Annotated in this window: 24 protein-coding genes and 1 tRNA gene; 10 read left to right on the top strand and 15 right to left on the bottom strand. The window is 46.4% G+C overall.

The features are described 5' to 3' along the window. The first annotated feature begins 75 nt into the window (after positions 1 to 75). Positions 76 to 1,101 (top strand): coiled-coil domain-containing protein, encoded by a 1,026-nt coding sequence (locus tag D3H65_RS21410; protein WP_162915757.1) that lies wholly within the window; start codon positions 76 to 78, stop codon positions 1,099 to 1,101. A gap of 112 nt (positions 1,102 to 1,213) precedes the next feature. Beyond that, positions 1,214 to 1,855: a pyridoxamine 5'-phosphate oxidase gene (gene pdxH, locus D3H65_RS21405; RefSeq protein WP_119052272.1), complete on the top strand. Its 642-nt coding sequence runs from the start codon at positions 1,214 to 1,216 to the stop codon at positions 1,853 to 1,855. Positions 1,856 to 1,978: 123 nt separating this feature from the next. Here pdxH and D3H65_RS21400 read toward each other — a convergent pair whose 3' ends face one another. From D3H65_RS21400 to D3H65_RS21385, 4 genes are all read right to left on the bottom strand, one after another. Then, positions 1,979 to 2,092 carry a 30S ribosomal protein THX gene (locus D3H65_RS21400; protein ID WP_119052271.1) on the bottom strand — a complete coding sequence of 38 codons (114 nt, stop codon included), beginning with the start codon at positions 2,090 to 2,092 and terminating at the stop codon, positions 1,979 to 1,981. A 196-nt stretch (positions 2,093 to 2,288) separates the two neighbouring features. Further along, a complete protein-coding gene (locus D3H65_RS21395; protein ID WP_262707711.1) occupies positions 2,289 to 2,585 on the bottom strand; it encodes an HU family DNA-binding protein in 297 nt (98 codons plus the stop codon). Between the two features lie 263 nt (positions 2,586 to 2,848). Then, positions 2,849 to 3,154: a DUF4286 family protein gene (locus D3H65_RS21390; RefSeq protein WP_119052269.1), complete on the bottom strand. Its 306-nt coding sequence runs from the start codon at positions 3,152 to 3,154 to the stop codon at positions 2,849 to 2,851. A gap of 12 nt (positions 3,155 to 3,166) precedes the next feature. Beyond that, complete coding sequence (locus tag D3H65_RS21385) at positions 3,167 to 3,931, bottom strand: exodeoxyribonuclease III (RefSeq protein WP_119052268.1); 765 nt, start codon at positions 3,929 to 3,931, stop codon at positions 3,167 to 3,169. 43 nt (positions 3,932 to 3,974) lie between these two features. Here D3H65_RS21385 and D3H65_RS21380 point away from each other — a divergent pair, with 43 nt between their 5' ends. Then, positions 3,975 to 4,724, top strand: a complete 750-nt coding sequence (locus D3H65_RS21380; protein WP_119054594.1) for an LOG family protein — start codon at positions 3,975 to 3,977, stop codon at positions 4,722 to 4,724. 3 nt (positions 4,725 to 4,727) lie between these two features. On the opposite strand, the gene D3H65_RS21375 is transcribed toward D3H65_RS21380, so the two are convergent. Together D3H65_RS21375 and D3H65_RS21370 are read right to left on the bottom strand one after the other, a co-directional pair. Then, entirely contained in the window at positions 4,728 to 5,465 is a 738-nt protein-coding gene (locus D3H65_RS21375) for a LytR/AlgR family response regulator transcription factor (protein WP_119052267.1), read from the bottom strand. Next, on the bottom strand, positions 5,462 to 6,487 hold the full coding sequence (locus tag D3H65_RS21370) for a sensor histidine kinase (RefSeq protein ID WP_119052266.1): 1,026 nt from the start codon (positions 6,485 to 6,487) through the stop codon (positions 5,462 to 5,464). Before D3H65_RS21370 ends, D3H65_RS21375 begins: the two co-directional genes overlap by 4 nt. Before the next feature lie 177 nt (positions 6,488 to 6,664). On the opposite strand from D3H65_RS21370, the gene D3H65_RS21365 reads away from it, so the two are divergent. Together D3H65_RS21365 and D3H65_RS21360 are read left to right on the top strand one after the other, a co-directional pair. After that, positions 6,665 to 7,570 (top strand): DUF5694 domain-containing protein, encoded by a 906-nt coding sequence (locus D3H65_RS21365; RefSeq protein ID WP_162915756.1) that lies wholly within the window; start codon positions 6,665 to 6,667, stop codon positions 7,568 to 7,570. Positions 7,571 to 7,640: 70 nt separating this feature from the next. Then, positions 7,641 to 8,108 (top strand): DUF5336 domain-containing protein, encoded by a 468-nt coding sequence (locus D3H65_RS21360; protein ID WP_119052264.1) that lies wholly within the window; start codon positions 7,641 to 7,643, stop codon positions 8,106 to 8,108. An 83-nt stretch (positions 8,109 to 8,191) separates the two neighbouring features. Here D3H65_RS21360 and metH read toward each other — a convergent pair whose 3' ends face one another. The 5 genes from metH to D3H65_RS21335 all read right to left on the bottom strand — a co-directional run bounded on the left by metH (position 8,192) and on the right by D3H65_RS21335 (position 16,375). Continuing rightward, positions 8,192 to 10,882, bottom strand: coding sequence for a methionine synthase (gene metH / locus D3H65_RS21355; protein WP_119052263.1), 2,691 nt, complete (start codon positions 10,880 to 10,882; stop codon positions 8,192 to 8,194). A gap of 15 nt (positions 10,883 to 10,897) precedes the next feature. Next, positions 10,898 to 11,908, bottom strand: a complete 1,011-nt coding sequence (locus D3H65_RS21350; protein ID WP_119052262.1) for a homocysteine S-methyltransferase family protein — start codon at positions 11,906 to 11,908, stop codon at positions 10,898 to 10,900. Between the two features lie 310 nt (positions 11,909 to 12,218). Beyond that, positions 12,219 to 12,839 carry a recombination mediator RecR gene (gene recR / locus D3H65_RS21345; RefSeq protein WP_119052261.1) on the bottom strand — a complete coding sequence of 207 codons (621 nt, stop codon included), beginning with the start codon at positions 12,837 to 12,839 and terminating at the stop codon, positions 12,219 to 12,221. Positions 12,840 to 13,010: 171 nt separating this feature from the next. Continuing rightward, a complete protein-coding gene (locus D3H65_RS21340; RefSeq protein ID WP_119052260.1) occupies positions 13,011 to 14,447 on the bottom strand; it encodes an Ig-like domain-containing domain in 1,437 nt (478 codons plus the stop codon). A 50-nt stretch (positions 14,448 to 14,497) separates the two neighbouring features. After that, a complete protein-coding gene (locus tag D3H65_RS21335) occupies positions 14,498 to 16,375 on the bottom strand; it encodes a RecB family exonuclease (RefSeq protein WP_162915755.1) in 1,878 nt (625 codons plus the stop codon). Between the two features lie 179 nt (positions 16,376 to 16,554). On the opposite strand from D3H65_RS21335, the gene D3H65_RS21330 reads away from it, so the two are divergent. The 3 genes from D3H65_RS21330 to D3H65_RS21320 are packed head-to-tail and all read left to right on the top strand — an operon-like array spanning position 16,555 to position 19,239. Next, positions 16,555 to 17,916: a sigma-54-dependent transcriptional regulator gene (locus D3H65_RS21330; RefSeq protein ID WP_119052258.1), complete on the top strand. Its 1,362-nt coding sequence runs from the start codon at positions 16,555 to 16,557 to the stop codon at positions 17,914 to 17,916. An 8-nt stretch (positions 17,917 to 17,924) separates the two neighbouring features. Beyond that, positions 17,925 to 18,734, top strand: coding sequence for a response regulator (locus D3H65_RS21325; protein ID WP_119052257.1), 810 nt, complete (start codon positions 17,925 to 17,927; stop codon positions 18,732 to 18,734). A 37-nt stretch (positions 18,735 to 18,771) separates the two neighbouring features. Continuing rightward, positions 18,772 to 19,239: an SRPBCC family protein gene (locus tag D3H65_RS21320; RefSeq protein ID WP_119052256.1), complete on the top strand. Its 468-nt coding sequence runs from the start codon at positions 18,772 to 18,774 to the stop codon at positions 19,237 to 19,239. 93 nt (positions 19,240 to 19,332) lie between these two features. On the opposite strand, the gene D3H65_RS21315 is transcribed toward D3H65_RS21320, so the two are convergent. Further along, positions 19,333 to 19,983, bottom strand: coding sequence for a tetratricopeptide repeat protein (locus D3H65_RS21315; protein ID WP_119052255.1), 651 nt, complete (start codon positions 19,981 to 19,983; stop codon positions 19,333 to 19,335). A gap of 233 nt (positions 19,984 to 20,216) precedes the next feature. Here D3H65_RS21315 and D3H65_RS21310 point away from each other — a divergent pair. Both D3H65_RS21310 and bla read left to right on the top strand, forming a co-directional pair. Next, positions 20,217 to 20,288, top strand: a tRNA-Arg gene (locus tag D3H65_RS21310). 117 nt (positions 20,289 to 20,405) lie between these two features. Next, complete coding sequence (gene bla / locus D3H65_RS21305) at positions 20,406 to 21,164, top strand: subclass B1 metallo-beta-lactamase (protein ID WP_119052254.1); 759 nt, start codon at positions 20,406 to 20,408, stop codon at positions 21,162 to 21,164. Between the two features lie 19 nt (positions 21,165 to 21,183). Here the strand turns inward: bla and D3H65_RS21300 are convergent, their stop codons facing one another. The 3 genes from D3H65_RS21300 to D3H65_RS21290 form a co-directional block, all read right to left on the bottom strand. Beyond that, on the bottom strand, positions 21,184 to 23,643 hold the full coding sequence (locus tag D3H65_RS21300; RefSeq protein ID WP_119052253.1) for a glycoside hydrolase family 9 protein: 2,460 nt from the start codon (positions 23,641 to 23,643) through the stop codon (positions 21,184 to 21,186). A 651-nt stretch (positions 23,644 to 24,294) separates the two neighbouring features. After that, positions 24,295 to 24,591 carry a hypothetical protein gene (locus D3H65_RS21295; protein WP_119052252.1) on the bottom strand — a complete coding sequence of 99 codons (297 nt, stop codon included), beginning with the start codon at positions 24,589 to 24,591 and terminating at the stop codon, positions 24,295 to 24,297. Positions 24,592 to 25,048: 457 nt separating this feature from the next. After that, a complete protein-coding gene (locus tag D3H65_RS21290) occupies positions 25,049 to 25,372 on the bottom strand; it encodes a S24 family peptidase (RefSeq protein WP_119052251.1) in 324 nt (107 codons plus the stop codon). Positions 25,373 to 25,385: the final 13 nt, after the last annotated feature.

Here is a 25,385-nt window from a genome sequence, read left to right as displayed (position 1 = left end):
CCCCACTGTTCAAGTCCATTGAAAGCTGAGGTATCCCAGAAGAACCCGTGCGTAAAGGATTATTTCCGAACTGCTATGAACCTATTACACATCTTACTGGCTTCTAAAATATCTATTGGTCTCGTTGAGATCATCGTGTTCATGTTGGTATCCCTCATCCTGGGATTCGCCCTCCACTTCTACCTCACCCAGAAAAAAATAATGCCTTCCGTTACCGCAGAACCAGCTGTTCTGGCAGAAGAACCCATCGGCGGATTGGATGAATGGCGCCTCAAGTTTTACGAAGAAGTAGACCTCCGCGACCAGCTTACCCGCGAACTCGAAGAGGTAAAAGAGAAAGAAGAGTTGCTCGAAATGGAAGTGGAAGACTATAAAAAAGAAATAGTCCGCCTGGAAGCCGCCATATCAAAACATAAGGAATCAGAGGTAAAAGAAGAACCCGCCCAGGGGCCAGGTAATTTCATGTCCCAGCTGAAAAATGCACAGGACAACCTGTATACCCACAACCAGGATATCAGCCGTTTGCTCAGGCAGGTAGAAATGCTGAAAGAATCAGAACAAAAGTATACAGAGGTTCAACAGCTCAATGAAATGCTGGGTACCCAATTGCGTGAGGCCCGCCGCATGCTCATGGATAAGGAAGCAGAGCTCAAACAGGTTCGTCAGCAGCAGGTACTGAGCAATGAAGTGAAAGGCCGCCTGGAAAAGGCTTACGAGGAATTTGGTGTGCTGCAAGACCGTTTGCATAAGATCGAATCTTCTACTTCCCCCCAGCACAAAGGATTTGAATACGAGGAATTGCAACAGGCTTATTTCAAGATCACCCGCGAGTTTGATGAACTCAAAATGAAACAGGTCAATATGCTGGAAGAACACCAGCGCCTGGGCCGCCTCCTGGCCGATACCGAAGACAAGCTCCGCGAGTCCAACTTCCAGCGCCAGCAACTATTGAAGAAAGTAAGTTACCTCGAAGAGCTGAATACCGACCTCCAGCAGGTAGCCGAGCACAATAAAAAGCTGGAGATCCAATTAAAGCGCATTGCTGAAATTGAGACCCTCCTCACCCGCCTGTCCAGCGAAAAAGATAAAGAGAAGGGTTAATTAGTCGATAAGTTAATAGGTTAACAAGCCAGCGCCCTATCAACTTTCAACCCGTCAACCTTCCAACCTGTTACCTTTTCAACTAATTTTGCCTCCTAATCACAGCATAGCTATGTCATCCATTGCAGATATCCGGAAGGATTACAAACTCAAAGACCTCACAGAAGAGCAGGCCCAAAAACATCCCGTTGATCAGTTTAGCCAATGGTGGAAGGAAGCCATTGCAGCAGAGATAGACGAAGTAAATGCTATGACTTTGGCAACCGCCTCCACCGATGGTATCCCGGATGCCCGCATTGTTCTGCTGAAAGAATACGATAAACAAGGTTTTGTGTTTTTCACCAATTATGGCAGCGCCAAAGGGCGCCAACTGGCAGAGAATCCCTATGCTACTCTCGTATTCTTTTGGAAGGAACTCGAGCGCCAGGTACGCGTCAGCGGCCAGGTGGAAAGAATAAGCGAAGAAGAAAGCGATCAATATTACAACAGTCGCCCCGAAGGAAGCCGTATCGGCGCCTGGGCATCCCCCCAAAGCCAGGTAATTAAAAGCCGTGAATGGCTCGATGAGCAAGATCTCAACTTCAGGGAAATATTTCGGTCCAAACCCATTACCCGCCCGCCACATTGGGGCGGTTACCGCGTAAAACCCCTGCGTATCGAGTTCTGGCAGGGCCGTCCCAGCCGTTTACACGATCGGTTGTATTACACCCTCAGCCAGCAGGGAAGCTGGATTATGGAGCGCCTGGCGCCCTAGACGGGCCATACCCCTTATAAAAAGAAAAAGCCCCGCTGAGGGCTATCAGGAAAGCTGAAGAGTTGAAAGGTTGATAAGCCAAAACGGATTGCGTCCCAACTTATTAACCCATCAACATATCAACTATTTACCTTCTTTCTTGGGAGCAGCTTTCTTAGTAGCTCTTGCTGGCCTGCTTTTGCCAAAAGAACCCTTGAAAGTTTTTCCCTTTTTGGTTTTTTTATCACCTCTGCCCATGTTACAATGCTTTTAATTGAATAAAATAGAGTGCAAAAATACTACTTCGCGCAGGTCAAACAAAACCCATTATTAAATGTATCGGGTGACCGCCTTGTAAGCCCCTTTCACGCCAGGGCGTAAAAAAAGCTCCGGTACCCTTTGCCCATACTCAATGAGCGTTGTATCGGAGCTTTCCATGCAGTGGATGCAGCAATTATAATTTGGCTTGCAATTCTTTACCTGCCTTGAACCTGGCAACTTTTTTCGCTTTGATCTTGATAACAGCGCCGGTTTGAGGGTTGCGGCCGTTACGGGCAGCTCTTTTAGAAACAGAGAAGGTACCGAAACCAACTAAGGTTACTTTACCACCACCTTTCAGGGTCTTTGTAACTGCTTCTACAAAAGAATCCAAAGTGGCATTTGCCTGTGTCTTAGTAATACCAGCGTCATCTGCAATCTTTGCGATTAACTCAGCTTTGTTCATAGTGTAATGTTTTAAAAATTTAAGCAGGACAAATTTAGACGTTTTGTCAATGAAACAAAATTTTTATCTGCTAAAATTAACATTTGCTAAATAGCTATAATCCGCTTGGGGCAAGGATTATAGGTCATGTAACCGGTTTTGGTGATGCACACATTTTTCATGCTTCATTGTGAAATGCAGCGCCAGCCTGTGTTTCACGCTGTGTGGGCTGAAATGCTGTACAGTACAGGGTTTGCGGGGAATATACAATAATTTACCACTTAGGGTAATTAAAAAAATATTATCCACACTCAGTGCACAACCTCCATCAGGCTGCTAAATGAGATACTATATTCTCCCCATTTGCTGCGGCCTTCCTCCCGCAAACGCGGTTCATAGTTTTCTATATACCGTAAATAGTCGTCTTTACTATGGGAAAAATACTGCACCGCATACGTCGGACCTTCCGTTTCATCTGTTTCCAGCACACGCACCATTTGAAACCTGTCGAAACATCCCGTGGCTATAATGGCCGGTAATCGTTCCGCACGCATCCATTGTACCCATGCTTCATGAATACTCCAGTGAACATAAGTAGTAACATTGTATATAAACATCCTGCTCCCTTATTATTTTAATTCAACGTATATCGGACAATGATCACTGTGCTTTACATCATGATAAATGTCCGCGCCTTTTAAACGTTCACGCAAAGGTTCAGTAGCATTGATATAATCAATACGCCAGCCCTTATTCTGCAGCCGTACAGAGGGAAAACGCTGGCTCCACCAACTGTAGCGGTGCGGCTCAGGATGCACTTCTCGAAACATATCTACCCAGCCGCTATTGATAAACTTATCCATCCAGGCACGTTCTTCCGGCAGGAAACCAGAAGACTTCTTATTGCCTTTGGGATCATGGATATCTATTTCTTTGTGCGCAATATTATAATCCCCGCAAAGGATCAGCTTCGGATGCTTTTTCCTGAGCTCTTCCAGATAGACATACATCTCATCCAGCCATTGGTACTTATATGTCTGCCGCTCATCGCCCGATGTACCAGATGGGAAATAAGCGTTGATCAATCGGATATCGCCAAAATCCAGTTGGATCACCCTTCCCTCATCATCACTTACCTGGTGCCCCGTACCATACACTACATTGTCAGGTTTTATCTTGGTGAATACAGCCACGCCACTGTATCCTTTCTTCTGGGCGCTGAACCAGTAATCATAATAATTCAGGTCGGTGAATTGCTTATGGTCTACATTATCCTTGTGCGCTTTCGTTTCCTGGAGGCAGATAATATCGGCGGGATCTGTTTTCAGCCAGTCGATAAGCCCCTTATTCATGGCCGCACGAATGCCATTAACATTATAGCTGAGGATACGCATGAGTATTTATTTTTACATTTGGCCAGCAATTTACAGTTTTGATATGGAAGCAGCATCAGTTAAGACCAGTATTAAGCCAATCATTCCACCCAAAGAGCATGTGTACCTCGATGGCCCCAAGCCCCGTACCTATGAGCTATCCTTTGCCTGGAAAGTATTTACCCAGTTTATCAAGGGATTTCGCAACCTGCACTTCCTGGGGCCCTGCATCACCGTATTCGGGTCTGCCCGCTTCCGGGAAGACCATCCCTACTATGAAAAAGCAAGGGAATTCGGCAGCCGGATCGCCGAAATGGGCTTCACCACCATGACCGGCGGCGGACCCGGTATAATGGAGGCAGCCAACCGGGGAGCCTTTGAGAAGGATGGCATCTCCATAGGGTGTAATATCCGTTTGCCTTTTGAGCAGAAACCCAATCCCTGGGTCCATAAGTCTATCACTTTTGAGCACTTCTTTGTGCGCAAAGTGATCCTGGTAAAATATTCTTACGCTTTTATCATCATGCCCGGCGGATTTGGCACCCTCGATGAGTTTTTTGAGACCCTCACCCTGGTGCAAACAAAGACCATAACCCAATTCCCCATCGTGCTCTATGGCAAAGAATACCACAAGGAATTATGGGATTATATCCAATTCATGGCCGAAGAGGGCACCATTGCCCGCGAAGACCTCAACCTTGTCTTACTGACCGATAGCGTAGAGGAAGCCATGCAGCATATCCATACCTACATTCAAAAGAATTACGAGGTAAAACCCGGCAAACGCCGGTGGTGGCTGTTTGAGAAGAAATAATACTCACCCCTTCATGTTCAATCGTTGCTGAAACACCTCCTGGTAAGTATCCCCGACCGGGATATAGTTATCCGCAATAACGATGCGGTTGCGCTCGATGAACTGGATCTTATCCAGTGCTATGAGGTAGGATTTGTGCACCCGCATGAAGTTACTCTCCGGCAACTGTTCCTGGAAGCTCTTCATGCTTTGTAAAGTGAGTATTTTACCCGCAGTAGTATAAATGGCTACATAATCACGCAACCCTTCCATGTATAGGATAGTAGCGAGATCTATCTTTTGGATCTTGTATTCCGTCTTCACGAAAATATAGCTGGCAGGAACCGCAGTAGTTGCTGCCGGGGCCTGTATCACCATCACTGGTTCTGTAGCAGACAATCTTTCCCTGGCCTTATGCGCAGCTACCAGGAAACGGTCGAAGGTTACCGGCTTCAGCAGGTAGTCGATCACATCAAACTCATAACCGTCCAATGCATAATCTGCGTAGGCCGTGGTGAGGATCACTTTGCACTTATGCCCAATGATCTTCATCAGCTGCAGCCCCGTCAATTCCGGCATCTGTATATCGAGGAACAAGAGATCTACCCCGCCTTGCTGCACCAGTTCGATAGCCCTCATCGGGTTGCTCGTTTGTTCCTTCAATGCCAGAAAAGGTGTTTTTTGCACATAGTCTGCCATCAGCTTTAGCGCCAGTGGTTCATCATCCACTACTACACACGATATCGTTTTTACAGTTGTCATTTCCTGATCTCCAGTTCTACTTCAAATATATCTTTTGTTTTCTTTATATGCAGCGAGTGCCGCCCGGGATACAACAACTCCAGCCTGCGCTGTACATTTTCCAGCCCAATGCCGCCGCTCGTATCCTTTTGATGATTGCCCACTACATTGTTGATGCCGAAGCGGATCAGTGCTTCATCCGCATGCAGCTTCATCCTTATCTCGTTGCCGTTTTTGGTATCCCCATGTTTGAAAGCATTTTCCACGAAAGGGATCAGCAACAGCGGCGGGATGCTGGCCTTACCTGGGTTGCCCGTCAACTCCAGTTTTACCGGCAAGGGATGGTCAAACCGCATCTGCTGCAACTCCATATACTTTTCAATATAATCCAGTTCTTTTTGCAGCGGTACCTTTTCATTCGAATCATACAACATATACCGCAGCAGGTCTGAAAGCTTGGCAATGGCCGTAAGCGATTGGTCGCTGTGGTGATAAACGAGCGAATAGATATTGTTGAGACTATTAAACAGGAAATGCGGATTGATCTGTGAACGCAGGAACGACAATTCCGTTTGTTTGTTTACCAGCTGTAGCTGCGATTCCCGCATACGGTATTCCTGTTCATTTTGTATGAAAAAGTATACACCACCAAAGGCAGAATAGAGGAAGGCAAAGAAAAGATTGTCAGCAAAATAATAAAGCCAGGAAACATTCGACGGATAATTCCGGAAACCAAAGTGCGCAGGAAAAAACAATTGTTCTATAGTATAACGTAAGGTAATAATAAGCGTAATACCAATGGCCCAATACAGAAAGGCGAGCTTCTTGTTCTTGTGGAAGTTCTTCCGGAAAATTATATACGATACCACAGGATACAGCAATAAAATAATAAAGCCAGATAACCTCAACAATAAGTCATTGCGATCCTGCCACGAAGTAAAGGCCGGCTGATTACGGATCAACTTCGGGATATTGCTACCCAACTCCTCAATGACCTCAAACGACAGCAAAAGCAAAAAGATCCGGAATAAATGTTTGCGCATAGCCAAATCTAGGGCAGTTGCGGCTATTATCCCTGCCTTTTATCTGCCAACTCCGGCTTTTCATCTTCCAATTCCCAGGAGGTATAAATAGGGGGACTTGCAGACAGAACCCCCTGGTTAGCAGATCAAAAAGGAATGGATGATACCCACGAATTTACTTTGTTGAAAATAATCGCCATGAAGCTTTTACACGCACTATTCTTCCTTGTTGTTTGTGCAACCAGCACTTTTGCTCAAACCGTCAACTGGAAAAAACTGGATCAGCTGAACCCCGATAACATACTCCTTGATCCGGCCAACCCTCCCACCAAAGCCTTGTTGCTGGGGACATTCCATTTTGACTATCCTAACCTCGATGGTCATAAGACCGATTCGTCTAAAATGATGGATGTATTATCTCCAAGGCGGCAAAAAGAGATCAGGCAACTCGTGGATGTGGTAGCCTCCTTTAAGCCTACCCGTATTTATGTAGAGTCGCGCAGCCAACGCCGGATGGATTCATTGTACAATGCTTACCTGGAAGGGAAATATACCTTGGACAGGGATGAAACCGACCAGATCGCTTTTCGCCTGGCCAAAGAGCTGAACCTTCCCAAAGTGTATGCAGTGGATGCCTATGGTTTTGCCAATGAAAATTATAAGAAATACAAGTTCATTGACAGCATGTGGAACAGCGACACACCGGTCAATGCTAACCGTGACAGCTACTTTAATAAAAGGTACAAGCGCTTGTATGATGCTTCCGATTCTGTAGAGCTAAGCCTTACCATGCTCGAGAATTTCCTCCTCATGGCCGATCCGCACACCCTGCGCCGTATGCATGGCCATTACATGACTGCAGGATTCAACACCATCAACAATATGGGGCCGGATATTCAGGCATTGGGCTGGTACGACCGCAACCTGCGCATCTTTAATAAGATCCAGCAAACACAACCCGGCTCCGCAGATCGCATACTGGTACTCTTTGGCAATGGTCATATTCCCATTATCAAACATTGCTTCCAGGCCTCTCCTGAGTTTGAAGTAGTAGAATTGAAAGACCTGACGTTGAAGATGCAGGCGGCCGGTAAATTAAAATAGGAGCGGGAAGGGTTGTTCTATTGTCGATGAGATGAAAAGAATATATATTGTACTACCTAATCTGGCAACAATGGAACAACTACCCCAACAACCCGAGAAAGCACCCGGATCTGTACCGGAATCAGCACCACAACAGGAAAACCTGTTGGATGAGATATATGACGATTCCATGGAAGGTTATGATAAGCCTATCCGCAAAGCCCGTATTTTACTGTTTGTTATTGCAGCCCTTCAATTGGTAGCCCTCTTCACTGTTACCAACCTGCCTGAACCGGAGAACTGGATCACGATTGGTATCTATGTGTTTTTCGCTGCTGTATTTGCCGTGCTGGCCCTGTGGACAAAGAAGAAGCCTTTTACCGCCATTGTTACGGCGCTTACTATTTACTCGGCCCTTATTCTTTTATCTGCTATCCTGGAACCCAGCAGCATCATACGAGGTATCGTGCTGAAAGTAATAGCCATCGTCCTAATGGTCGGCGCATTGAAGAATGCAAGAGAGGTACAGACCTGGATGGAGAACAGAGACCGGAGATAACAATATTACTAGTCTAATAAAAAAAGCTGCCGGACTTGATAGGTCCGGCAGCTTTTTTATGTCATCACTGTGATATAATATAACTACTCCAATACCGGTCTCAGCCAACGCTCGGCTTCATCCAAAGACATGCCTTTGCGTTTGGCATAGTCCTCAAACTGGTCTTTTTCGATCTTGCCAATACCGAAATACTTGCTGTCTGGATGAGCAAAATACCAGCCGCTTACAGAAGAAGCCGGATACATGGCCAGCGATTCAGTAAGTGTGATGCCGGTGGTTTCTTTGCCGCCCAGCATATCAAACAGTTTGTATTTTTCTGTGTGGTCAGGGCAGGCAGGATAACCCGGTGCCGGGCGGATACCTGAATACTGCTCACTGATCAGCTGTTCATTTGTTAAATGCTCGTCGGTAGCATAACCCCAGAATTCTTTCCGTACGCGTTCGTGGAGCAATTCTGCAAAAGCTTCCACCAACCGGTCGGCCAGTACCTGCAGCATGATCTTATTGTAATCATCCATGTTTTTGGCAAAAGCTTCCACATGCGGTTCAATACCTTGCATGGTAACCGTAAAGGCACCTATATAATCAGCCGGAGTAGCTACGCCATTGGCGGGCTTTATAAAGTCGGCCAGGCTGATATTGGGTTGATCGGCCGCTTTCTTCACCTGCTGGCGCAGGAAATCCAGTTGTACCGTTCCTTTTTCACTGTATACTTCCACCGTATCATCGGCAGTAGCCTGTGCAGGCCAGAAACCGATCACACCACGGGGCGTAAGCCATTTTTCTTTGATGATCTTTGCCAGCAGTTCTTTGGCATCTTCGTACAGCTTGGTGGCTTCTTTTCCTACCTTCTCATCTTTCAATATCTGGGGAAATTTGCCATGTAATTCCCAGGCAATGAAAAAGGGACCCCAGTCGATATATTCAGCGATCTCTCCCAGGTCGTATGTTTCAAATACCTTGGTGCCGGTGAAAGTGGGCTTAACAGGTGTAAAGGTCGACCAGTCGATCTTTACCTTATTCTTTTGCGCCTGCTCAAAGGTCAGGTATTGCTTGGCTGATTTCTTGTTGCCAAAGTCTTCCTTCAGTTTCGTGTATTCTTTGCTGATCTTACCCAGGAAGTCAGGCTTTTGTTCATTGCTCAACAGCGAGCCGGCTACCGTTACACTGCGCGAAGCATCCAATACGTGTACTACGCCCAGATCATATTCCGGGGCTATTTTCACAGCTGTATGCATCCGGGAGGTCGTAGCGCCGCCAATGAGCAAAGGTTGCTTCATATTGCGGCGTTTCATCTCTTTGGCTACGTGTACCATTTCATCCAGGGAAGGCGTGATCAGGCCACTCAAGCCAATAATGTCTACATTTTCCTTCTGCGCCGTTTCCAATATCTTATCGGCGGGTACCATCACACCCAGGTCAATAATATCATAGCCATTACAACCTAGTACCACGCCTACAATGTTTTTTCCAATATCGTGCACATCACCCTTTACCGTAGCCAGCAGGATGCGCGCAGCCCCTCCCTGTTGGGCCAGGGGATTGTTTCTTTTTTCTTCTTCAATAAAGGGTGTCAATACAGCCACACTCTTCTTCATCACCCGCGCACTCTTTACCACCTGTGGCAGGAACATCTTTCCGCTACCAAACAGGTCACCCACTACATTCATCCCATCCATCAACGGTCCTTCGATCACTTCCAGCGGGCGGGCATATTGTTGACGCGCTTCTTCTGTATCCAGTTCAATATAATCCGTAATACCATTTACCAGCGCATGCGTCAGCCGTTCCTGCACCGTACCATTGCGCCAGGCTTCGTCTTTCACTTCTACCTTGCCCTTGGCCTTCACCGTTTCGGCAAAAGCGATCAGGCGGTCTGTAGCGTCAGCGCGGCGGTTAAGGATCACGTCTTCACACAGATCCCGCAGTTGTGGTTCTATCTGATCATAGACCACCAGCTGCCCGGCATTCACGATACCCATATCCATACCAGCTTTGATGGCATAGAACAGGAATACACTGTGCATCGCTTCCCGCACGTGGTCATTACCCCGGAACGAGAACGAAATATTACTTACACCCCCGCTTATTTTGGCCAGGGGCATCCTTTGCTTGATGATCTTACAAGCTTCGATGAAATCAATAGCATAGTTATTGTGTTCTTCAATGCCTGTAGCTACCGCAAAGATGTTGGGGTCAAATATGATATCCTGTGGAGTAAAACCAACTTCTTCTGTCAGTATCTTGTAAGCCTGCGTGCAGATATCTACCCGGCGTTGTAAAGTATCAGCCTGTCCTTGTTCATCAAAAGCCATTACTACCACCGCAGCACCAAAGAGCTTACAGATACGTGCCTCGCGGATAAACTTGTCAACCCCTTCCTTCATGGAAATAGAGTTTACAATACATTTACCCTGTACGCATTTCAATCCTGCTTCAATGATCTCGAACTTCGAGCTGTCGATCATAATGGGGATCTTGGCAATATCCGGCTCACTTTGTACCAGGTTGAGGAAGGTGGTCATGGCTTTCACACCATCCAATAAGGCATCATCCATGTTTACGTCCAGTACCTGGGCGCCGCTTTCTACCTGCTGGCGGGCCACGCTGAGCGCCTCTTCATATTTATTTTCTCTGACCAGGCGGGCAAACTTCTTGGAGCCCGTTACGTTGGTACGTTCACCCACGTTTACAAAGTTCGTCTCCGGGCGCACCACCAGTGGCTCCAGGCCAGACAGCCGTAAGTAAGGCTTTATAATAATTTGTTCGGACATAGCTGTTTTTTGTGATTATAATGCCGCTTCCAGTATCGGTAATCTCCTGGGGGCAAGTTTCTTCATATGGTCTGCAATATGCCTGATGTGATCGGGCGTGGTGCCGCAGCAGCCACCTACAATGTTCACAAAGCCCTGTTGGGCCCATTCTTCAATGAAGTGGGCAGTTTCTTCCGGCTGCTCATCATATTCTCCCATGGCATTGGGCAAACCCGCATTGGGATAGGCAGATGTATAACAGGCCGCAATCTGGCTCAACTCTTCAATATGCGGGCGCATTTCAGCAGCTCCCAACGCACAGTTCAAACCAATGCTCAGCGGCTTGGCATGGAATACCGAGGTATAAAAGGCTTCCAGGGTTTGTCCGCTCAGCGTACGGCCAGAGGCATCCGTGATAGTGCCACTGATCATGATCGGCAGCTCAGGCTTTTGCGTATCCTGGAAGAACTTCTTGGTGGCATAGATGGCCGCTTTGGCGTTCAAGGTATCAAAGATCGTTTCGATCAGGATAATGTCCACGCCGCCTTCTACCAGCCCTTTCACCTGCTCATAATAGGCTGTCATGGCCTCATCAAAAGTGAGCGCCCTGAAACCAGGATTATTAACGTCGGGCGAGAGGCTCAATGTTTTATTGAGCGGGCCAATAGCGCCGGCTACAAACCGGGGTTTGGAAGGGTCCAGTTGCGTGTACTTATCCGCTGCACGGCGGGCGCACCGGCCAGCGGCCACATTCATTTCATACGCCAGCTCCTGCATCTCATAATCGGCCATGGCAATAGTGGTGCTGGAGAAGGTATTCGTTTCAATGATATCTGCTCCGGCTGCCAGGTATTGACTATGGATCTCTTCTATAATTTGAGGCTGTGTAATACACAACAGGTCATTGTTGCCTTTTACATCCAGGTGCCAGTCTTTAAAACGTTCGCCCCGGTAATCTGCTTCTTCCAGCTTATAACGCTGGATCATGGTGCCCATGGCCCCATCGATGATCAATATGCGTTTTTCCAATTCTTTCCTGATGTCCATATGCGTAAATTTAATTTCCCTGCCATAGCCCCTGATAATGGTTATTGGCAGAACGGTGATTGCATAAGTGCATTAGATTGACAGGCAGTGGGTGAATACTGTTCGGTGATCAGAACATCATAAACGTTGGGAAAATGGTATGAAGGTTTTCCTGGCGTTTATTAGTTCCGTTTTAGCACTTCCGGATACTGTGTGGAAGTGTGCTCCCTGATGGAGCTACAGGCCGAACAATAAACAAATCCGCCTGCGATCAGACCGCAAAGTTACGTCATGTTCTATTAATATCAAAACAGGGCTGAAAGAGAGCCTGTTACCGGTTGGAAACATAGCTTTCCACGGGCAGGCGGTTGGTAATGGACCGGGCCAGTGTCATTTCATCGGCATACTCCAGTTCGCCGCCAAAAGCGATACCACGGGCAATGGTGGTAACCCGTACCGGGTATGATTGCAATTTTTTCTGTATATAATAGATGGTAGTATCTCCCTGTATATTGGGATTGAGGGCAAAAATGATCTCTTCTATCTTTTCTTTCTGTACACGCTGTATAAGGGCCTCAATATGAAGCTGATCCGGGCCAATGCCGTCCAGCGGGGATATGATGCCCCCCAGGATATGATAGGTGCCGCTGAACTGCTGGGTACTTTCAATGGCGATTACATCCCGGATGTTTTCTACTACACACACCAATTCCTGCCGGCGCATCGAATTGGAACAGATCGAGCAGATATCTGCATCCGCCACATTGTAACAGCGCTGGCAAAACCTGATCTCCCGGCGCATTTTGATAATAGCCTCCCCAAAAAGCCCAACTTTTTCCGGTTCCTGCTTCAAAAGATGCAGCACCAGCCTCAGCGCCGTCTTCTTGCCAATACCCGGAAGTTTGGCAAATTCATTCACGGCATTTTCCAGTAACGCAGAAGAGAATTGCATGCTGCAAAGATACGTGTTTCGCGTTTGGGGTTGCGTGTTTAGGGTTGCTCCGCGCTACGTTTTTCTGAAAGAAAAGTGACAGGCCGAGCCTTAGTTTGCCATCAAAAACTGCTTCGCTTTTTTAAGTTCTTTGAACTAAAGAACCAAAAACTTCAAACCCGAAACACAAAACTAAAGCGTAATATCTATCTCATTATCCCAGTTGGCCTTAATGGTCAGTTTGCGGGGTACCGGCAACACCCTTTCCGGCTGGATATGCTTACCGAAGAATTCTCCGGGATCCCAAACGCCGTTTTTGTTGGCATCATATAAAATACGCAGGTCGTATTCTCCCGGTACAAAGAGTTTCGCACTGAAATTGCGGTCCGTGAATACATGACTGTATTTTACCTGGTCGGCCTGTACGAACTGTAATACCGGGTTTTTGGAGAGATCAAGATTGAGAAAGCGAAGACGCACCAGCCCATACTCGCTTTCTTTTTTCGTACGGAACTGCAGGGTATCCGACCTCAGTAGTTTATGGCCCAGCGTATCCTCCGCAAATTCTTTATCTACGATGAGGTTATAGGCCGTATTGGCCTCCCATTTGTGTTCGAGGGTGAGTTTCTGTTTGCTGGTATCCAAAGTAAACCGGTAAGCTGTTATCGGTTCATACTTTTCGTTGGTGAACTGTACTTTGGAGGAGTCAAAGAATTTTAAAGGAGCTGTCTTAAAACTGATCTCCAGATTGCCCAGCAGGTCCAGTTCCTGGTTGGCCAGGTTGGTTTCGATCTTTAACCTTTTGTCCTGCACTACAGCGCCCCCTTTGGTAGCCGAAGGCCGGTTAATCGCAGGTGTCGGAGACTTCGATTTGTTATCTTTCTTCTCTTCCTCCTTCTCCGTATAAGCGTATAAGGTAAAAGTCTTATTGTCTGTTGTATTGACCAGCGAATCGGAGAAGGCAAACAGCTGGCCCTTGTTCATGTATTTCCGTTGGCCGCCTTCATCCTTGAAGACATACAAGGCATAAGTGGCAGGCGGCAGGTTGCGGAAGATAAAATGACCCTCCCTGTCGGTTTTTGCCACATACCTTGGGCGCTCTTTGATAACTGCCGAATCATCTGTATTCCGGTGGAGTACTGCTATCAGCGTGGAGTCCGTTTTACCTGTTTCTGCGATGATCACTTTCCCCGATACTGTTAAAGAGTCAATGGTCGAACCGGTGCTGAAAACATAGGTAAAGTCTTTCAGTATATTTCCTTCATTGATGTCTTTAATAGCATTACCAAAATTGATAGAATAAGTTGTATTCTCTTCCAGCGTATCCTTGATGGCTACCGTTAGCGTTCTAAGTTTACTGGTAACAATGGGAGTAGACTTGGGAACAGGAGATACCAGCAGGTTTTCCTGCAGGTTATCTGGTTGTGCAATGAACTCATCAAATTCAAATACGATCTTCTTGCCGGTAAAGTCCCTGGTTGAGTCGTGGGGAGTGGCCCTCATCAATAAAGGGGGCAATGAATCCTTAGGCCCGCCCATGGGTGGAATGATATTGGCGCAGCCAACAGTGAATACCTGGAATTGAGCAATAACTATAATTAAGAAGAGAATAGATAATACCTGCTTCATGGGATATATACAACTTTCAATAAGCTGCAAACATAGCTTGTTTGCGTGGATTATTCATGTGGGGTCTGGGCCAGCTCATAGGTTTTAACAAAATGGCACCAATGGCAATCCGGCTTGCCACAGCCTGTATAAAACGCACGCTGCTGAATGCGTTGCCACGCTGTAATGATCTGCCGGGTTACCAGGTTTACCTCTTCCGGCGTAATAAATAACTTTACCTTATGATAATGCCCGTTTTTATCGGGCTCAATGAAATCAAACTCCGCACTCGTTACTTTCCACTCCTTTTGCGGGTAATTATCTACAAGGATCTTATAAAATACAGCCTGCCGCCAGTAATCCCCTCCATTGGGAATGACTTCACCAGGTGGCGCGAGCCTTGCCCTGGATTTGTCGGGATCACCTGTTTTATAATCTACCAGGTTGGCCGACCGTCCATCAAATTCCAGTTTGTCTATTTTGCCTTTGAGCGGAACACCTTGCACCATTACATTCCGGAAATTCCTTTCTACTGTTACGATCGTGCTCCAGGTATGAATGTACTCATCATAATAATGGCTTAACACTTCCTGACCGTACGCTAGCCGGCGGTTGAACTGCTCGGGGGTGAAACTGGCGCGGCGTCGCCGCATATATCCTTCAAATTCTTTTATAAACACTTCTTTGGGAGGAAAGACTTCCTGGTTGGATTGCATTTTACGAAACAGCATTTCCAGGGCCCAGTGAACGGCTGACCCAAATTCTGTGGCTTCATTTCTTGGGAAAGGAATACGGATAAGAATAGTGTAATAAAATTCCAGCGGGCACCGGAGGAAATTGTTAAGCGTGGTAGCACTCATCGCAAAGCGCTGCAATAGCTTATTCTCCAGGGCTACTTCCAGCCGGGCTATCTGTGGCCCTGTTGGTGTGGCTATTGTCACGGGCGAGAAGGCCACTCCGCCCGTCCTGGTAAAGGCAGGAGCTGCTGCAGGCTGATAAAGCGGGGCGAGTGCCTGCAAGGCATTGGCGGGGTGATGGATCTCTATTGATGACCATGCCCTGGCCGATCTGCTCATCAGCGAGAGTAGCTTCACCAGCAATGGCAGGTCCATGGCGGGGTTGCGGCATGCTTCTTCAGTTATGTATGCCGTGAACCTGTTCACCCGTTGCTCCAGTATTTCTTTATCGGGGCTTTGGCTGATAAAATCCCTGATCCCCGTTTCCTGGAGCAACTGCTCCAGCAACAAGGGCAGGGGCGTACCAGCCGCCAGGCCAATCAGTTTTTCAATAGCGCCGGAAGCGCGTTTCAACCCTTCAGGAACGGCAGGGGTAAACAGGTTCTTTGGAGGCGCCGTCACCTTTTCCTGTAAAAGCCGGCGTAGTGAGGTAATGTATTCCGTATACTGGCGGTCGGCCACTTCAATCACCAGGTTGATGATCTCCTGGGGAGGGATGTTGAACCATGCTCCATGCAATAGCTCAAACAACATTTCATCACCGCTATTAGGAATATCCTGCCCGGCAGCCAGGTAATTCAATAGCAGGATGATCTTTTCTATCAACGGATCTTCCAGCAAATTAAACGGGTGCCCATTGCTATCGGGCGCCTCCGGCTGATCATATATATCCTGGCGGTTGAGCTGGCCCAGCAATACCTGGTAGTTATCAAATTCATGAACAGCTGCCCGCAACTTATCCGTCCATTCGGTTACTGTAACCGGAATCGGACCTTCCAGGCTGGCCAGGTGCTCGTCGATCTGTTGGTTGATGAGAACTGAGGTCCACCCCTGCCGCTTCATAACCCCAAAAACAAGGTGAAAACGATCTGCCTCATGGTATATATCGCCACGGTAGCGCTTGAGCGGGTGGCCCTTGGGAAAGCTGTCAATGAGCCTGGTAAACAAGCCTATCCGTTCCATATCTGATAAGGTGGGGTGCTGGCTGAGCATCACCAAAGATAAGTAGCCGGTAACATGCACCTGGCCCTTTTTAAGGTGAATTACCTACTCATTTGGCAATAAAAACCTATCCTGGAGACTTGACTTTTCTCATTTGCGGAAAAAATCTTCATTTTGGGAATACTTTTTTGTGGTTCATACGTTTATATAGTAATATTTAGTCCTTTACAATGAAAAATCAGCATGCCCTCAGGATTTTCGTCCTGGAAGATGATGTTTGGTATGGTTCCATGCTCGAACATTACCTGTCTCTCAACCCGGATTATGAAGTTAAACGCTTCGAAAGCTCTACTGCCTTTTTTGACCAGCTTCACGAGCGGCCCGATGTGGTTACGCTCGACTACTCCATGCCCGATATGGATGGAAGTGCCGTATTGAAGAAAATACGGGAGGTCAACCCTGATATTCAGGTGATTATCATCTCCGGACAAGAGGATGTGGGTACAGCCATCAGCCTACTGAAAAACGGTGCATTCGACTACATTGTAAAAGACGATGATGTAAAGGACAGGCTGTGGAATAGCTTGCTGCACCTCAAAGAAATTGTGGGCCTGCGGCAGGAGGTAGAGCAACTGAAAGAGCAGGTGGGTAAGAAATACGATTACTCCAAATTCCTGATCGGTAAGAGCGAAGTGATGGAGAAAGTGTATGGCCTTATTGAAAAGGCCTGCAAAACCAATATCACGGTATCCATTTCCGGTGAAACCGGTACGGGTAAAGAAATGGTGGCCAAAGCCATCCATTATAATTCTGAGCGGCAAAAGAAACCCTTTGTAGCCGTGAATGTGGCAGCCATTCCCAAAGAGTTGATCGAAAGCGAACTGTTTGGTCATGAAAAAGGAGCTTTTACCGGCGCCGTTACCCGTCGCATTGGCAAGTTTGAAGAAGCCAATAGCGGTACCCTGTTCCTGGATGAGATTGGCGAAATGGACATCAGCCTGCAGGCAAAACTACTGAGGGTATTACAGGAAAGGGAGATCACCCGCATTGGCGGCAATGAGACCGTGGCGGTGAATGCCCGTATAATAGTGGCCACCCACCGTAACCTGCTGGAAGAGGTACAACAGAAAACATTCCGTGAAGACCTTTATTACCGCCTGATCGGGTTGCCCCTGCAACTGCCTGCATTACGCGAGCGGGGCAATGATATCATCCTGCTGGCAAGGAGCTTTATTGACCTTTTTTGTAAGGACAATGGCATTGAGAAGAAAACCCTATCGCAGGAAGCGCAACAGAAATTATTACAATATACCTTCCCGGGTAATGTACGTGAACTGAAATCGGTGATGGAACTGGCGGCTGTAATGGCCGATGCAGAGACCGTGCTGCCCGAGCATATTACGATCAATACAGCCGCTACCGTCAACGACCTGTTGAGCAAGGAAAGGACCCTGAAGGATTTTGAGATCCATATTATTCAACATTACCTGGACAAATACGACAAGGACGTATTGCTGGTAGCTAAGAAACTTGATATTGGGAAGTCTACTATTTACCGTATGATACAGGCCGGTGAATTGAGTACCAAATAACCGGCAGCATGACAGCACCCAACAACCATGACGGGGAGAAACGGCGGATACTGGTGGCCGAAGATGTGGAGATGAACCAACACCTGGCTCGTCATATGATAGAATCATGGGGCTTTGAAGTAGATATAGCGGGTAATGGCCGGGAGGCATTGGTGCTGGTGCAACAAAATCACTATGACCTTGTGCTGATGGATATACATATGCCGGAAATGGATGGCCTGGAAGCTACGCAGCAGATACGCCTGCTAACTGATCCCCTCAAAGCCAGCATACCCATTGTAGCGCTAACAGCCAATGCCCTGAAAGGAGACAGGGAACGTTTTCTGGCTGCCGGCATGAATGACTATCTGCCCAAGCCTATTAATGAACCCCATCTCCACCGCATCATAACAGACAACTTAACCAACCTAACGAACATGATCACTACTGACCAGGATCAACGGCAGCACATCCTGCCATCCAAAACTGACGACGCTGATAAGTTGTACAACCTCTCCCTGGTGTACGGCATTGCTGGTGGTGATGAAAGCTTTGTGAAACGCATGTTGCAGCTCTTCCTCGATACGATGCCTTTGACATTGCAGGAAATGCAAAAGGAAACAACCCTGCAAAACTGGGCGCAGGTAGGAAAGCTGGCGCATAAGTTGAAATCCACCATTGATTCCATGGGCATCAGTACCCTAAAGGATACGATACGGCAAATTGAGCAAAATGGTAAAAAAGGAGAAGGTACAGAACAATTACCAGCACAGGTAAACCTGGTAGAGTCTATCCTGCAATCCTGTGCCGTGCAGGTAAAAAAAGATTTCTCTTTGTAAAACCAAACGGTATGATGCCTGTTTAGGATAGTATTTTATGAGTGTGCACTCTTTCAAAGCGGTTCAGTGTATTCCTGTATCCCTGCAGGAAGCCTGGGCATTCTTCTCCAGTCCGGTTAATTTACAAGCGATCACACCACCGGATGTTCATTTCAGGGTTACTTCCACCCTACATGGTGAGAGCATTTACCCGGGGCAGATCATTGAATACAAGATCAAACCGCTATGGGGTATTGAATGGTATTGGATGACGGAGATCACGCATGTGGAGCCGGGCAGGTACTTTGCGGATGAGCAGCGGTATGGGCCTTATAGCTTATGGCATCATCAACACCATTTCAAAGAAGTGCCGGGAGGGGTAGAAATGACAGACATTGTGCATTATAAGATACCTGGCCGTTGGCTGGGCGATTTGGTGGCCGGCCGGCTGGTAGAAAAGAAGCTCCAACAGATATTTGCTTTCCGGTTTAAGACGATTGAGGGGCTGTTTGGGAAGTACCCATAGTAAGCCTACTACTTCCCCTCAAGAATCCCTTGAGTATATATGGACGATGGCCTCTATAAGAGCTCTATAACTTTTGAAATATTTTAGTCCCGCTTATCCCGGTATGCGGGAGATGTATTTCTCTATTTCTTTTACCTGTTTTACAATTTCAGGGCTGGTAGGTTTCAGTGCTTTTGTCTTGCGGAAGAATTCTTTAGCGGCACGAAATTCCCTTTTGTTCATCATGATATTGCACATCTGCAGGTAGGCGGCGGCTTCATTTTCCTTATCGGGTAATCCTTCGCGGATGGCCTGGCGGATGTATTGTTCCCCTTGTTTGAAATTGCCTTTTTGCAGGGAGATCATTCCCATTTGCAGGAGGTTGGCGCCTTTTACTTCTTTCATGGGGGTGCCCAGTGAAAGCCCTTTTTTCATGTTGCTTTCGGCGCCGTCGAAATCCTGTTTCATCATCGCCAGCTGACCTTTGAAGGTATAGTAAGCGGAGCGGATGGGTTTATAAAGCAGGTTGGGGAATTTAACTGAATTGAGTACGCCTTCGGCGCCTTCCATGTCACCATTTTCCATGTATTCCTGGATCAGTCGCAGGGGGCCAATGAAAAAGTGACCTACAATCAGGATGAGGCCGATAAAATAAAGCGGAAAAGCAGGCCAGAAGCTGCTGTAAATATTCGCCACGATACCCAGTACCACCAGAGCCAAACCCAGGTAAAGGCGGTAACGGATAAGCCAGGTATAAATCTTCATATACGTACTTTTTTTTAGGGGAAGCAAAGATAGGTGGAATTCGTGTGCAGCCCAGTAAATTTGTAATGATGCGTATTGGTAGGGAAGAAAGGTGAAAAAGAGGCCTCTTACACCCTGTTTTTGAGCAATTTGTCCTTTTTTCGGGGCTACTACGAATACAATGCTTTGTTTTCTTATTTTTGCCGCCCGGAAATCTGAAGACAGCTGCTTCTTAAAGCCTGTTTTTAATTCCTGGTCCCGTAGTTCAATGGATAGAATAGGAGTTTCCTAAACTCTAGATCCAAGTTCGATTCTTGGCGGGACCACAACTCATGATAAGCCCGCTGTAATACAGCGGGTTTTGCTTTTGGGGGATATTCGGAAGACCATGTGGGCCTAGCGCCGATGACCTTCCAATAACAAAAATTCAAAAAAGAGCAATAATGAAAACCATTATAAAAACGCTGTTGATCATTGTAGTCTCTCTTACCTGTTTACATGGTAGTGCTCAAAAAAGACAGATATTCAAGCCCAAAGTGGTTTACAAATCCAAAGCGTTGATTGTAACCCAAATTACCGAAAACTCTTTTCAACATACCTCATTCTTACAAACCAATGATTTTGGCAACGTTCCCTGTAACGGCCTCATCGTCAGAAATAGTAAGGAAGTAATTGTTTTTGATACACCAACCAACGATACCAGTGCTGCAGCGTTAATCAAATGGATCAAAGAAAAGCTACATTGTAAGATAAACGCCATTATTCCAACCCATTTCCACGACGATTGCCTGGGTGGACTAAAAGCATTCCATAACAACAATATCCCTTCTTATGCTTATTTCAGAACGATTGAATTTGCAAAAGAGAAGAATTTTGTTGTTCCCCAAAACAGTTTCAAAGACTCACTCATTTTAAAAGTGGGCAATGAACATATTATTGCAAAGTTTTTCGGAGAAGGTCATACAAAAGATAATGTAGTCGGTTATTTCCCGGGTGAAAACATCCTATTTGGCGGTTGTTTAATAAAAGAATCAGGTGCCAGCAAAGGCTATTTAGGCGATGCTAATGTGGCCGATTGGTCAGGCACCGTTGAAAAAGTGAAAAAGGAATACCCCAATGTGAAAATCGTTGTTCCGGGACATGGTGCATATGGAGACAACAAATTACTTGAGTATACCATTAACTTATTCAAGGCTCAATAAAAGGGTCAGCATCGTCTTATCAGAACTCAGCAATCAGCGAAAACCATTTGGCTGCCGGCCCTACCCACAATTCTTTATAGGTGGCGGTATTAAACTGCGGCCAGTAGGGGGTGTCTTCATTAAATCTTGATTGCATACCTACAGGGATGCCACCCACGGTTTCACCGGGCAATGCCGTATACAATTGAGGATAGTTGCTTCCTTCCCCCCAAATGATAGATTGTCCGAAAGGATTTTTACCCACTATCCAGAATAATTGCTGTTCTGCAATATCCATCAGCTTTTTGTCGTGCAAAAACCTTCCTGCAAGGGCCGCCGCCTTGCCGGTGGACAGTTGTACCGCTGCGTTTCCTTTAAAAGAGAACCATACGGGAAAAACACGCAGGTAATGCTCCTCATCCAGTTTAAAGCCATGCTCCAACTGTTCTTTATAATCACTGGCAGCGCCTTTGTAAATGCCTACCTGCACTTTATAAAAATTGACCGAGTCCTTTACCTCATCCACATGATAAACGCCGCTGGGCACCAAACCGTACGGCTGCACATACTGCATAATGGTTTTAAGATAATCACCATACATCCTGATAGCGGCTTCCCATTTTTTGTAATCCGGGTTATCCGGTTGGGTTTCGCAAAGGGCTGTTAATGCCTGCATATAGGAATGGTCGCGTGACTGATGGGTATAATGAACAATGGATCTTTTATTCAGGTCGCGATAAAAAAAGCCACGTAGTTTGTTTTTGTCATTCAGTGGTTCAGTACGCTGACATTGTAATGTGTACTGAATGGCTTTTGCCGCTTCCGCTGCATATGACTTATCCCTGGTTAATTTGTACAATAAGCTGGCCGCAAAGGAAATGTTGGCCGAATACTGGCTATTGGAAGCCATGGCTGCATGATCACCCCCGCCGCCAATGCTGCTCAGGTCATTAAAGCCCAGGCTATCAAAACGCTTACGGGCAAAAGCATAATCCTCAATGGCTGCCTTGCGCAGGAATTCTTTCAGCATGGGGTCATTCTCCAGACTCATGGAGGCATAGGCCTCTATACCGGCAAACATAAAGTTCTCAAAAGCACGGTTGTGAATACGTACCTGCCTGCGCCTTGAAGAATCATCCTTTGTACCGATAAATCCATCCGTCCATAGATTGGTACCCCAGGTTTGTGCACGGTAGCCATTACCCAGTCTCGCTTTCAATATACAGTCAATACCCCATTCTGCTTCCTCCTGTAACCTAATAAATAAGGGGCTATTGCCTTTCTTCTTAGCCCGGTTGGCCTCCTCCAGCAGGCCATAAATAATTTCGCCGGATTGCAAGACCTGCTGCGACATGTCGGCAGCATCGTGCCAGCCTCCATTGAAAGGGAAAAGTTTTCCTTCAAAAGTAGCATTGAGATCAGTGTGGCAGGCCCCGTGCTTACCGGGAATAGGATAACCGCAACGTTCATTAAATATATAATTCAGCATACGCCACGCAGAATTATCCCAAATATTTTTGTTGATGTAAAAGGGCTTGCTGGCAACATCGCCGGCGCGAATAAAATACTGCCCCTCTTTTTTGAACGCACTGAAATCAATGGTCTCAAAATTCCCGATGGCTGTTTTTTTTGTGTTGATCTTTCCTTCATACACCACCTTATTGCTGCTTTTATCGATCAGTTGAAACTTTCCCTTGTTATTTTTCACCTGCACAATGGCTGTCTTTTCACTTTCAACACCATAGCCGGTGGTGGAATGTATAATGCGGTTGGATGCCGGTACCCAGCCACTGGCTATTTCAGGGTTTTCGATGGTTTGCAGTGACACCGCATCAATATCAAATTTCAACGAATCGCCCATGGTGCGTTCTTTGCCGAATATTTCTATAGCAAAGGACAATTTGGTTATTTTATCACGCGGCAGCTCCGGCATCTCAACAAAACATTCATTCCATTGACCGTTGATCAGGTTAATTTCATGAATGCCTTCCCGTTCGTATTTATCCGGGACCTTTATCTTACCATCATTTTCAAGGTATAAATTGAGGTAGATGCTGCGGGCGCCTTCGCAATGCGGATAGATGTAGAAATGAATGCGATTGTATTTTTCCCAATTGACGCCGCCTACATCATAACTGGCCATGGAAGTACCGAGCCCGATACCCCAGTCCAGAAATGTCGGATTGGTAGTTTGTCCAACCAGCCGCAAACTGTTTTTACCTGATTTGCTTCTTTCATTTGTAAGGTACATACCTCCAAATCCTTTGTGCGACCATTTATCCAGTGTTTCCATGTCGCACAACATATCCGAAGCCAATACTTTTTTGGTTAATCCAAATGATTCAAAAGACTTGCTGTAATCCAGTGGCAAGGGACTGTGTATGTAACCTGTATTGCGAATGTCACGCATCAATTGCTCATCAAACTGAGCAATCAATAATCCCGGGCAAACGGTGAACAATACCAAAACAAGCGCTTGCTTTAATTCTCTTAAGCTCATAGAAGGGTTGTTTAACAGGAAGGTTAAATGATAAATTTATTTTCGGTCTTTTGAGGGTAAGATTGCCCCTTTGCTACCGGCAGGGCGGTAACACTTCGCGTTTCTTCAGAGAGAGATTTTAAGCAATACTAGTTATTATCCTTAATCGGTACTAACCTGGGAGTACAGTCAACGGCTGCTGGATTGGATCGCATACCGTCGTATTCCCCACAGTTCTAAATATAGGCAAAAACCAAAATAATTACGAGCGAAATGTACAAAACCCAATAATTATGCCGTTCATTGCTCTCTCCCAGGCGAAACTCCTTTGGCAGTGATCGATACAGCAAATCTATATCAGTTTCAGCCCAGCTTTTTCAAAAATGGTCCGGCCTCCCCGGAAACCTGGGACAAACGACATATGTCTTGGGACGAACAGCTTTTTCTCCTCGAAAACACCTGGCCATTGGGGACGGCCCGAGGGAAAATAAGGGACGAACGACGAATGTTCTGGGATGAATAACAGAAAATTCGATCATTGTCCTCATTGCTTCCTCAGATTCTCCTCAATGCCTCCTCTTTGCCTCCCCGGAGCCCGGGAAAGCAATGAGGAACCAAAGAGGAGGAAGAGAGGTACTATCGAGTCACCATTGAGGTAAAACCCTCAGCTGCTCACTTGCGCACCTCGTTGATGGTTGTGCCCAGCAGATCAGCTATCTCCTGCTCAAGTACACCAATCTGTTCTACTTCCCCGCCGGCTCTCCAATGGTCTCCGTCTTTTATGAGCGTAAAGCGTTGTGTGCCCTTGCCCGATTGAAGCAGTACATCGTAGGTGCCCGTTCGCAATCCTTCCCAGGTAATGGTTTCTGCCAGTGCCGCTTTGTAGAAAAACTTGTTGTGTGTGAACGTGGTGGTAAAGACCAGGTGGTCCATTGTATCAGGACCACCGGTTACGAGTTGGAAGTCCATAAAGCTATCATTTAGAACACCAAGGTAGAAAAAAGGCCTGATTACGGGATGGCAGGTTTATGAACGGCTAAAAGAGGCATATTATGTCATATAGGGGATGATCAAAGAATATTGGAAGAAACCCCGCCGCAAATACCCCTTAGTTTGTCTGGATCGTACAGTATCCGAATGCGGTTTTGATAATAGGTTATTCATGAAGTTTCATAAAAACTGGTTCAGCCAAAAGAACTGGGAATAGGAAGGGAATATCGTGAGGACAGAAAAATCCGACTCGCTTGGATACGCTTTAATTAAGTATAAGTTTAGCCAGAAAGATTCAACAGGTAATATTAAGTTCCAGGACAACGAATACCTCGTGCTGATCTTTAAGAACTCAGCCCAGGGCTGGCGACTTGTTCATGATCAGAATACGCAGATCAAGTAATAGAGCAGGTTGTAGCATCCACTAACCCGCACCTCATTCCGTTTTATAAATGACCCTTCCCTGCCATTCTGCAAGAACAACCTTGCCATAAATGATCTTTGTCCACCCATTTTCAAAGCCGTGGTTGTTGGCAATCAGGAATCCCTTGGTGGTATCCTTTTTTATTATTTTATGGGCATCAATATACCTGCCTTTTACTTTGCAAAATACAATATCCCCGATCTCATAGTTATCTGCTTTTTCAAAAGTCAACAGGCTTCCGTCTTTTAATACCGGCAACATAGAATTGCCAAATGCCTTCATTTTTCCTGTACCGGCTAATGATAATTCATCTTTTAGCCGTAAATATTTGTTCATTTCGTTTTACTTA

Source organism: Paraflavitalea soli (assembly GCF_003555545.1).
Taxonomy (GTDB): Bacteria; Bacteroidota; Bacteroidia; order Chitinophagales; family Chitinophagaceae; genus Paraflavitalea; species Paraflavitalea soli.
The sequence above is the reverse complement of the archived record's forward strand: the minus strand, read 5'-3'. Positions and strand labels throughout refer to the sequence as shown.

Coding starts and splice junctions, on each gene's coding strand:
- D3H65_RS21315 (WP_119052255.1), bottom strand. CDS start 19,983: ATGAAGATTTATACCTGGCTTATCCGTTACCGCCTTTACCTGGGTTTG.
- D3H65_RS21340 (WP_119052260.1), bottom strand. CDS start 14,447: ATGAAGCAGGTATTATCTATTCTCTTCTTAATTATAGTTATTGCTCAA.
- D3H65_RS21320 (WP_119052256.1), top strand. CDS start 18,772: ATGAGTGTGCACTCTTTCAAAGCGGTTCAGTGTATTCCTGTATCCCTG.
- D3H65_RS21350 (WP_119052262.1), bottom strand. CDS start 11,908: ATGGACATCAGGAAAGAATTGGAAAAACGCATATTGATCATCGATGGG.
- D3H65_RS21325 (WP_119052257.1), top strand. CDS start 17,925: ATGACAGCACCCAACAACCATGACGGGGAGAAACGGCGGATACTGGTG.
- D3H65_RS21335 (WP_162915755.1), bottom strand. CDS start 16,375: ATGCTCAGCCAGCACCCCACCTTATCAGATATGGAACGGATAGGCTTG.
- D3H65_RS21370 (WP_119052266.1), bottom strand. CDS start 6,487: ATGCGCAAACATTTATTCCGGATCTTTTTGCTTTTGCTGTCGTTTGAG.
- D3H65_RS21290 (WP_119052251.1), bottom strand. CDS start 25,372: ATGAACAAATATTTACGGCTAAAAGATGAATTATCATTAGCCGGTACA.
- bla (WP_119052254.1), top strand. CDS start 20,406: ATGAAAACCATTATAAAAACGCTGTTGATCATTGTAGTCTCTCTTACC.
- D3H65_RS21330 (WP_119052258.1), top strand. CDS start 16,555: ATGAAAAATCAGCATGCCCTCAGGATTTTCGTCCTGGAAGATGATGTT.
- D3H65_RS21365 (WP_162915756.1), top strand. CDS start 6,665: ATGAAGCTTTTACACGCACTATTCTTCCTTGTTGTTTGTGCAACCAGC.
- D3H65_RS21385 (WP_119052268.1), bottom strand. CDS start 3,931: ATGCGTATCCTCAGCTATAATGTTAATGGCATTCGTGCGGCCATGAAT.
- D3H65_RS21380 (WP_119054594.1), top strand. CDS start 3,975: ATGGAAGCAGCATCAGTTAAGACCAGTATTAAGCCAATCATTCCACCC.
- D3H65_RS21360 (WP_119052264.1), top strand. CDS start 7,641: ATGGAACAACTACCCCAACAACCCGAGAAAGCACCCGGATCTGTACCG.
- pdxH (WP_119052272.1), top strand. CDS start 1,214: ATGTCATCCATTGCAGATATCCGGAAGGATTACAAACTCAAAGACCTC.
- D3H65_RS21300 (WP_119052253.1), bottom strand. CDS start 23,643: ATGAGCTTAAGAGAATTAAAGCAAGCGCTTGTTTTGGTATTGTTCACC.
- D3H65_RS21410 (WP_162915757.1), top strand. CDS start 76: ATGAACCTATTACACATCTTACTGGCTTCTAAAATATCTATTGGTCTC.
- D3H65_RS21390 (WP_119052269.1), bottom strand. CDS start 3,154: ATGTTTATATACAATGTTACTACTTATGTTCACTGGAGTATTCATGAA.
- D3H65_RS21375 (WP_119052267.1), bottom strand. CDS start 5,465: ATGACAACTGTAAAAACGATATCGTGTGTAGTAGTGGATGATGAACCA.
- metH (WP_119052263.1), bottom strand. CDS start 10,882: ATGTCCGAACAAATTATTATAAAGCCTTACTTACGGCTGTCTGGCCTG.
- recR (WP_119052261.1), bottom strand. CDS start 12,839: ATGCAATTCTCTTCTGCGTTACTGGAAAATGCCGTGAATGAATTTGCC.
- D3H65_RS21295 (WP_119052252.1), bottom strand. CDS start 24,591: ATGGACTTCCAACTCGTAACCGGTGGTCCTGATACAATGGACCACCTG.
- D3H65_RS21400 (WP_119052271.1), bottom strand. CDS start 2,092: ATGGGCAGAGGTGATAAAAAAACCAAAAAGGGAAAAACTTTCAAGGGT.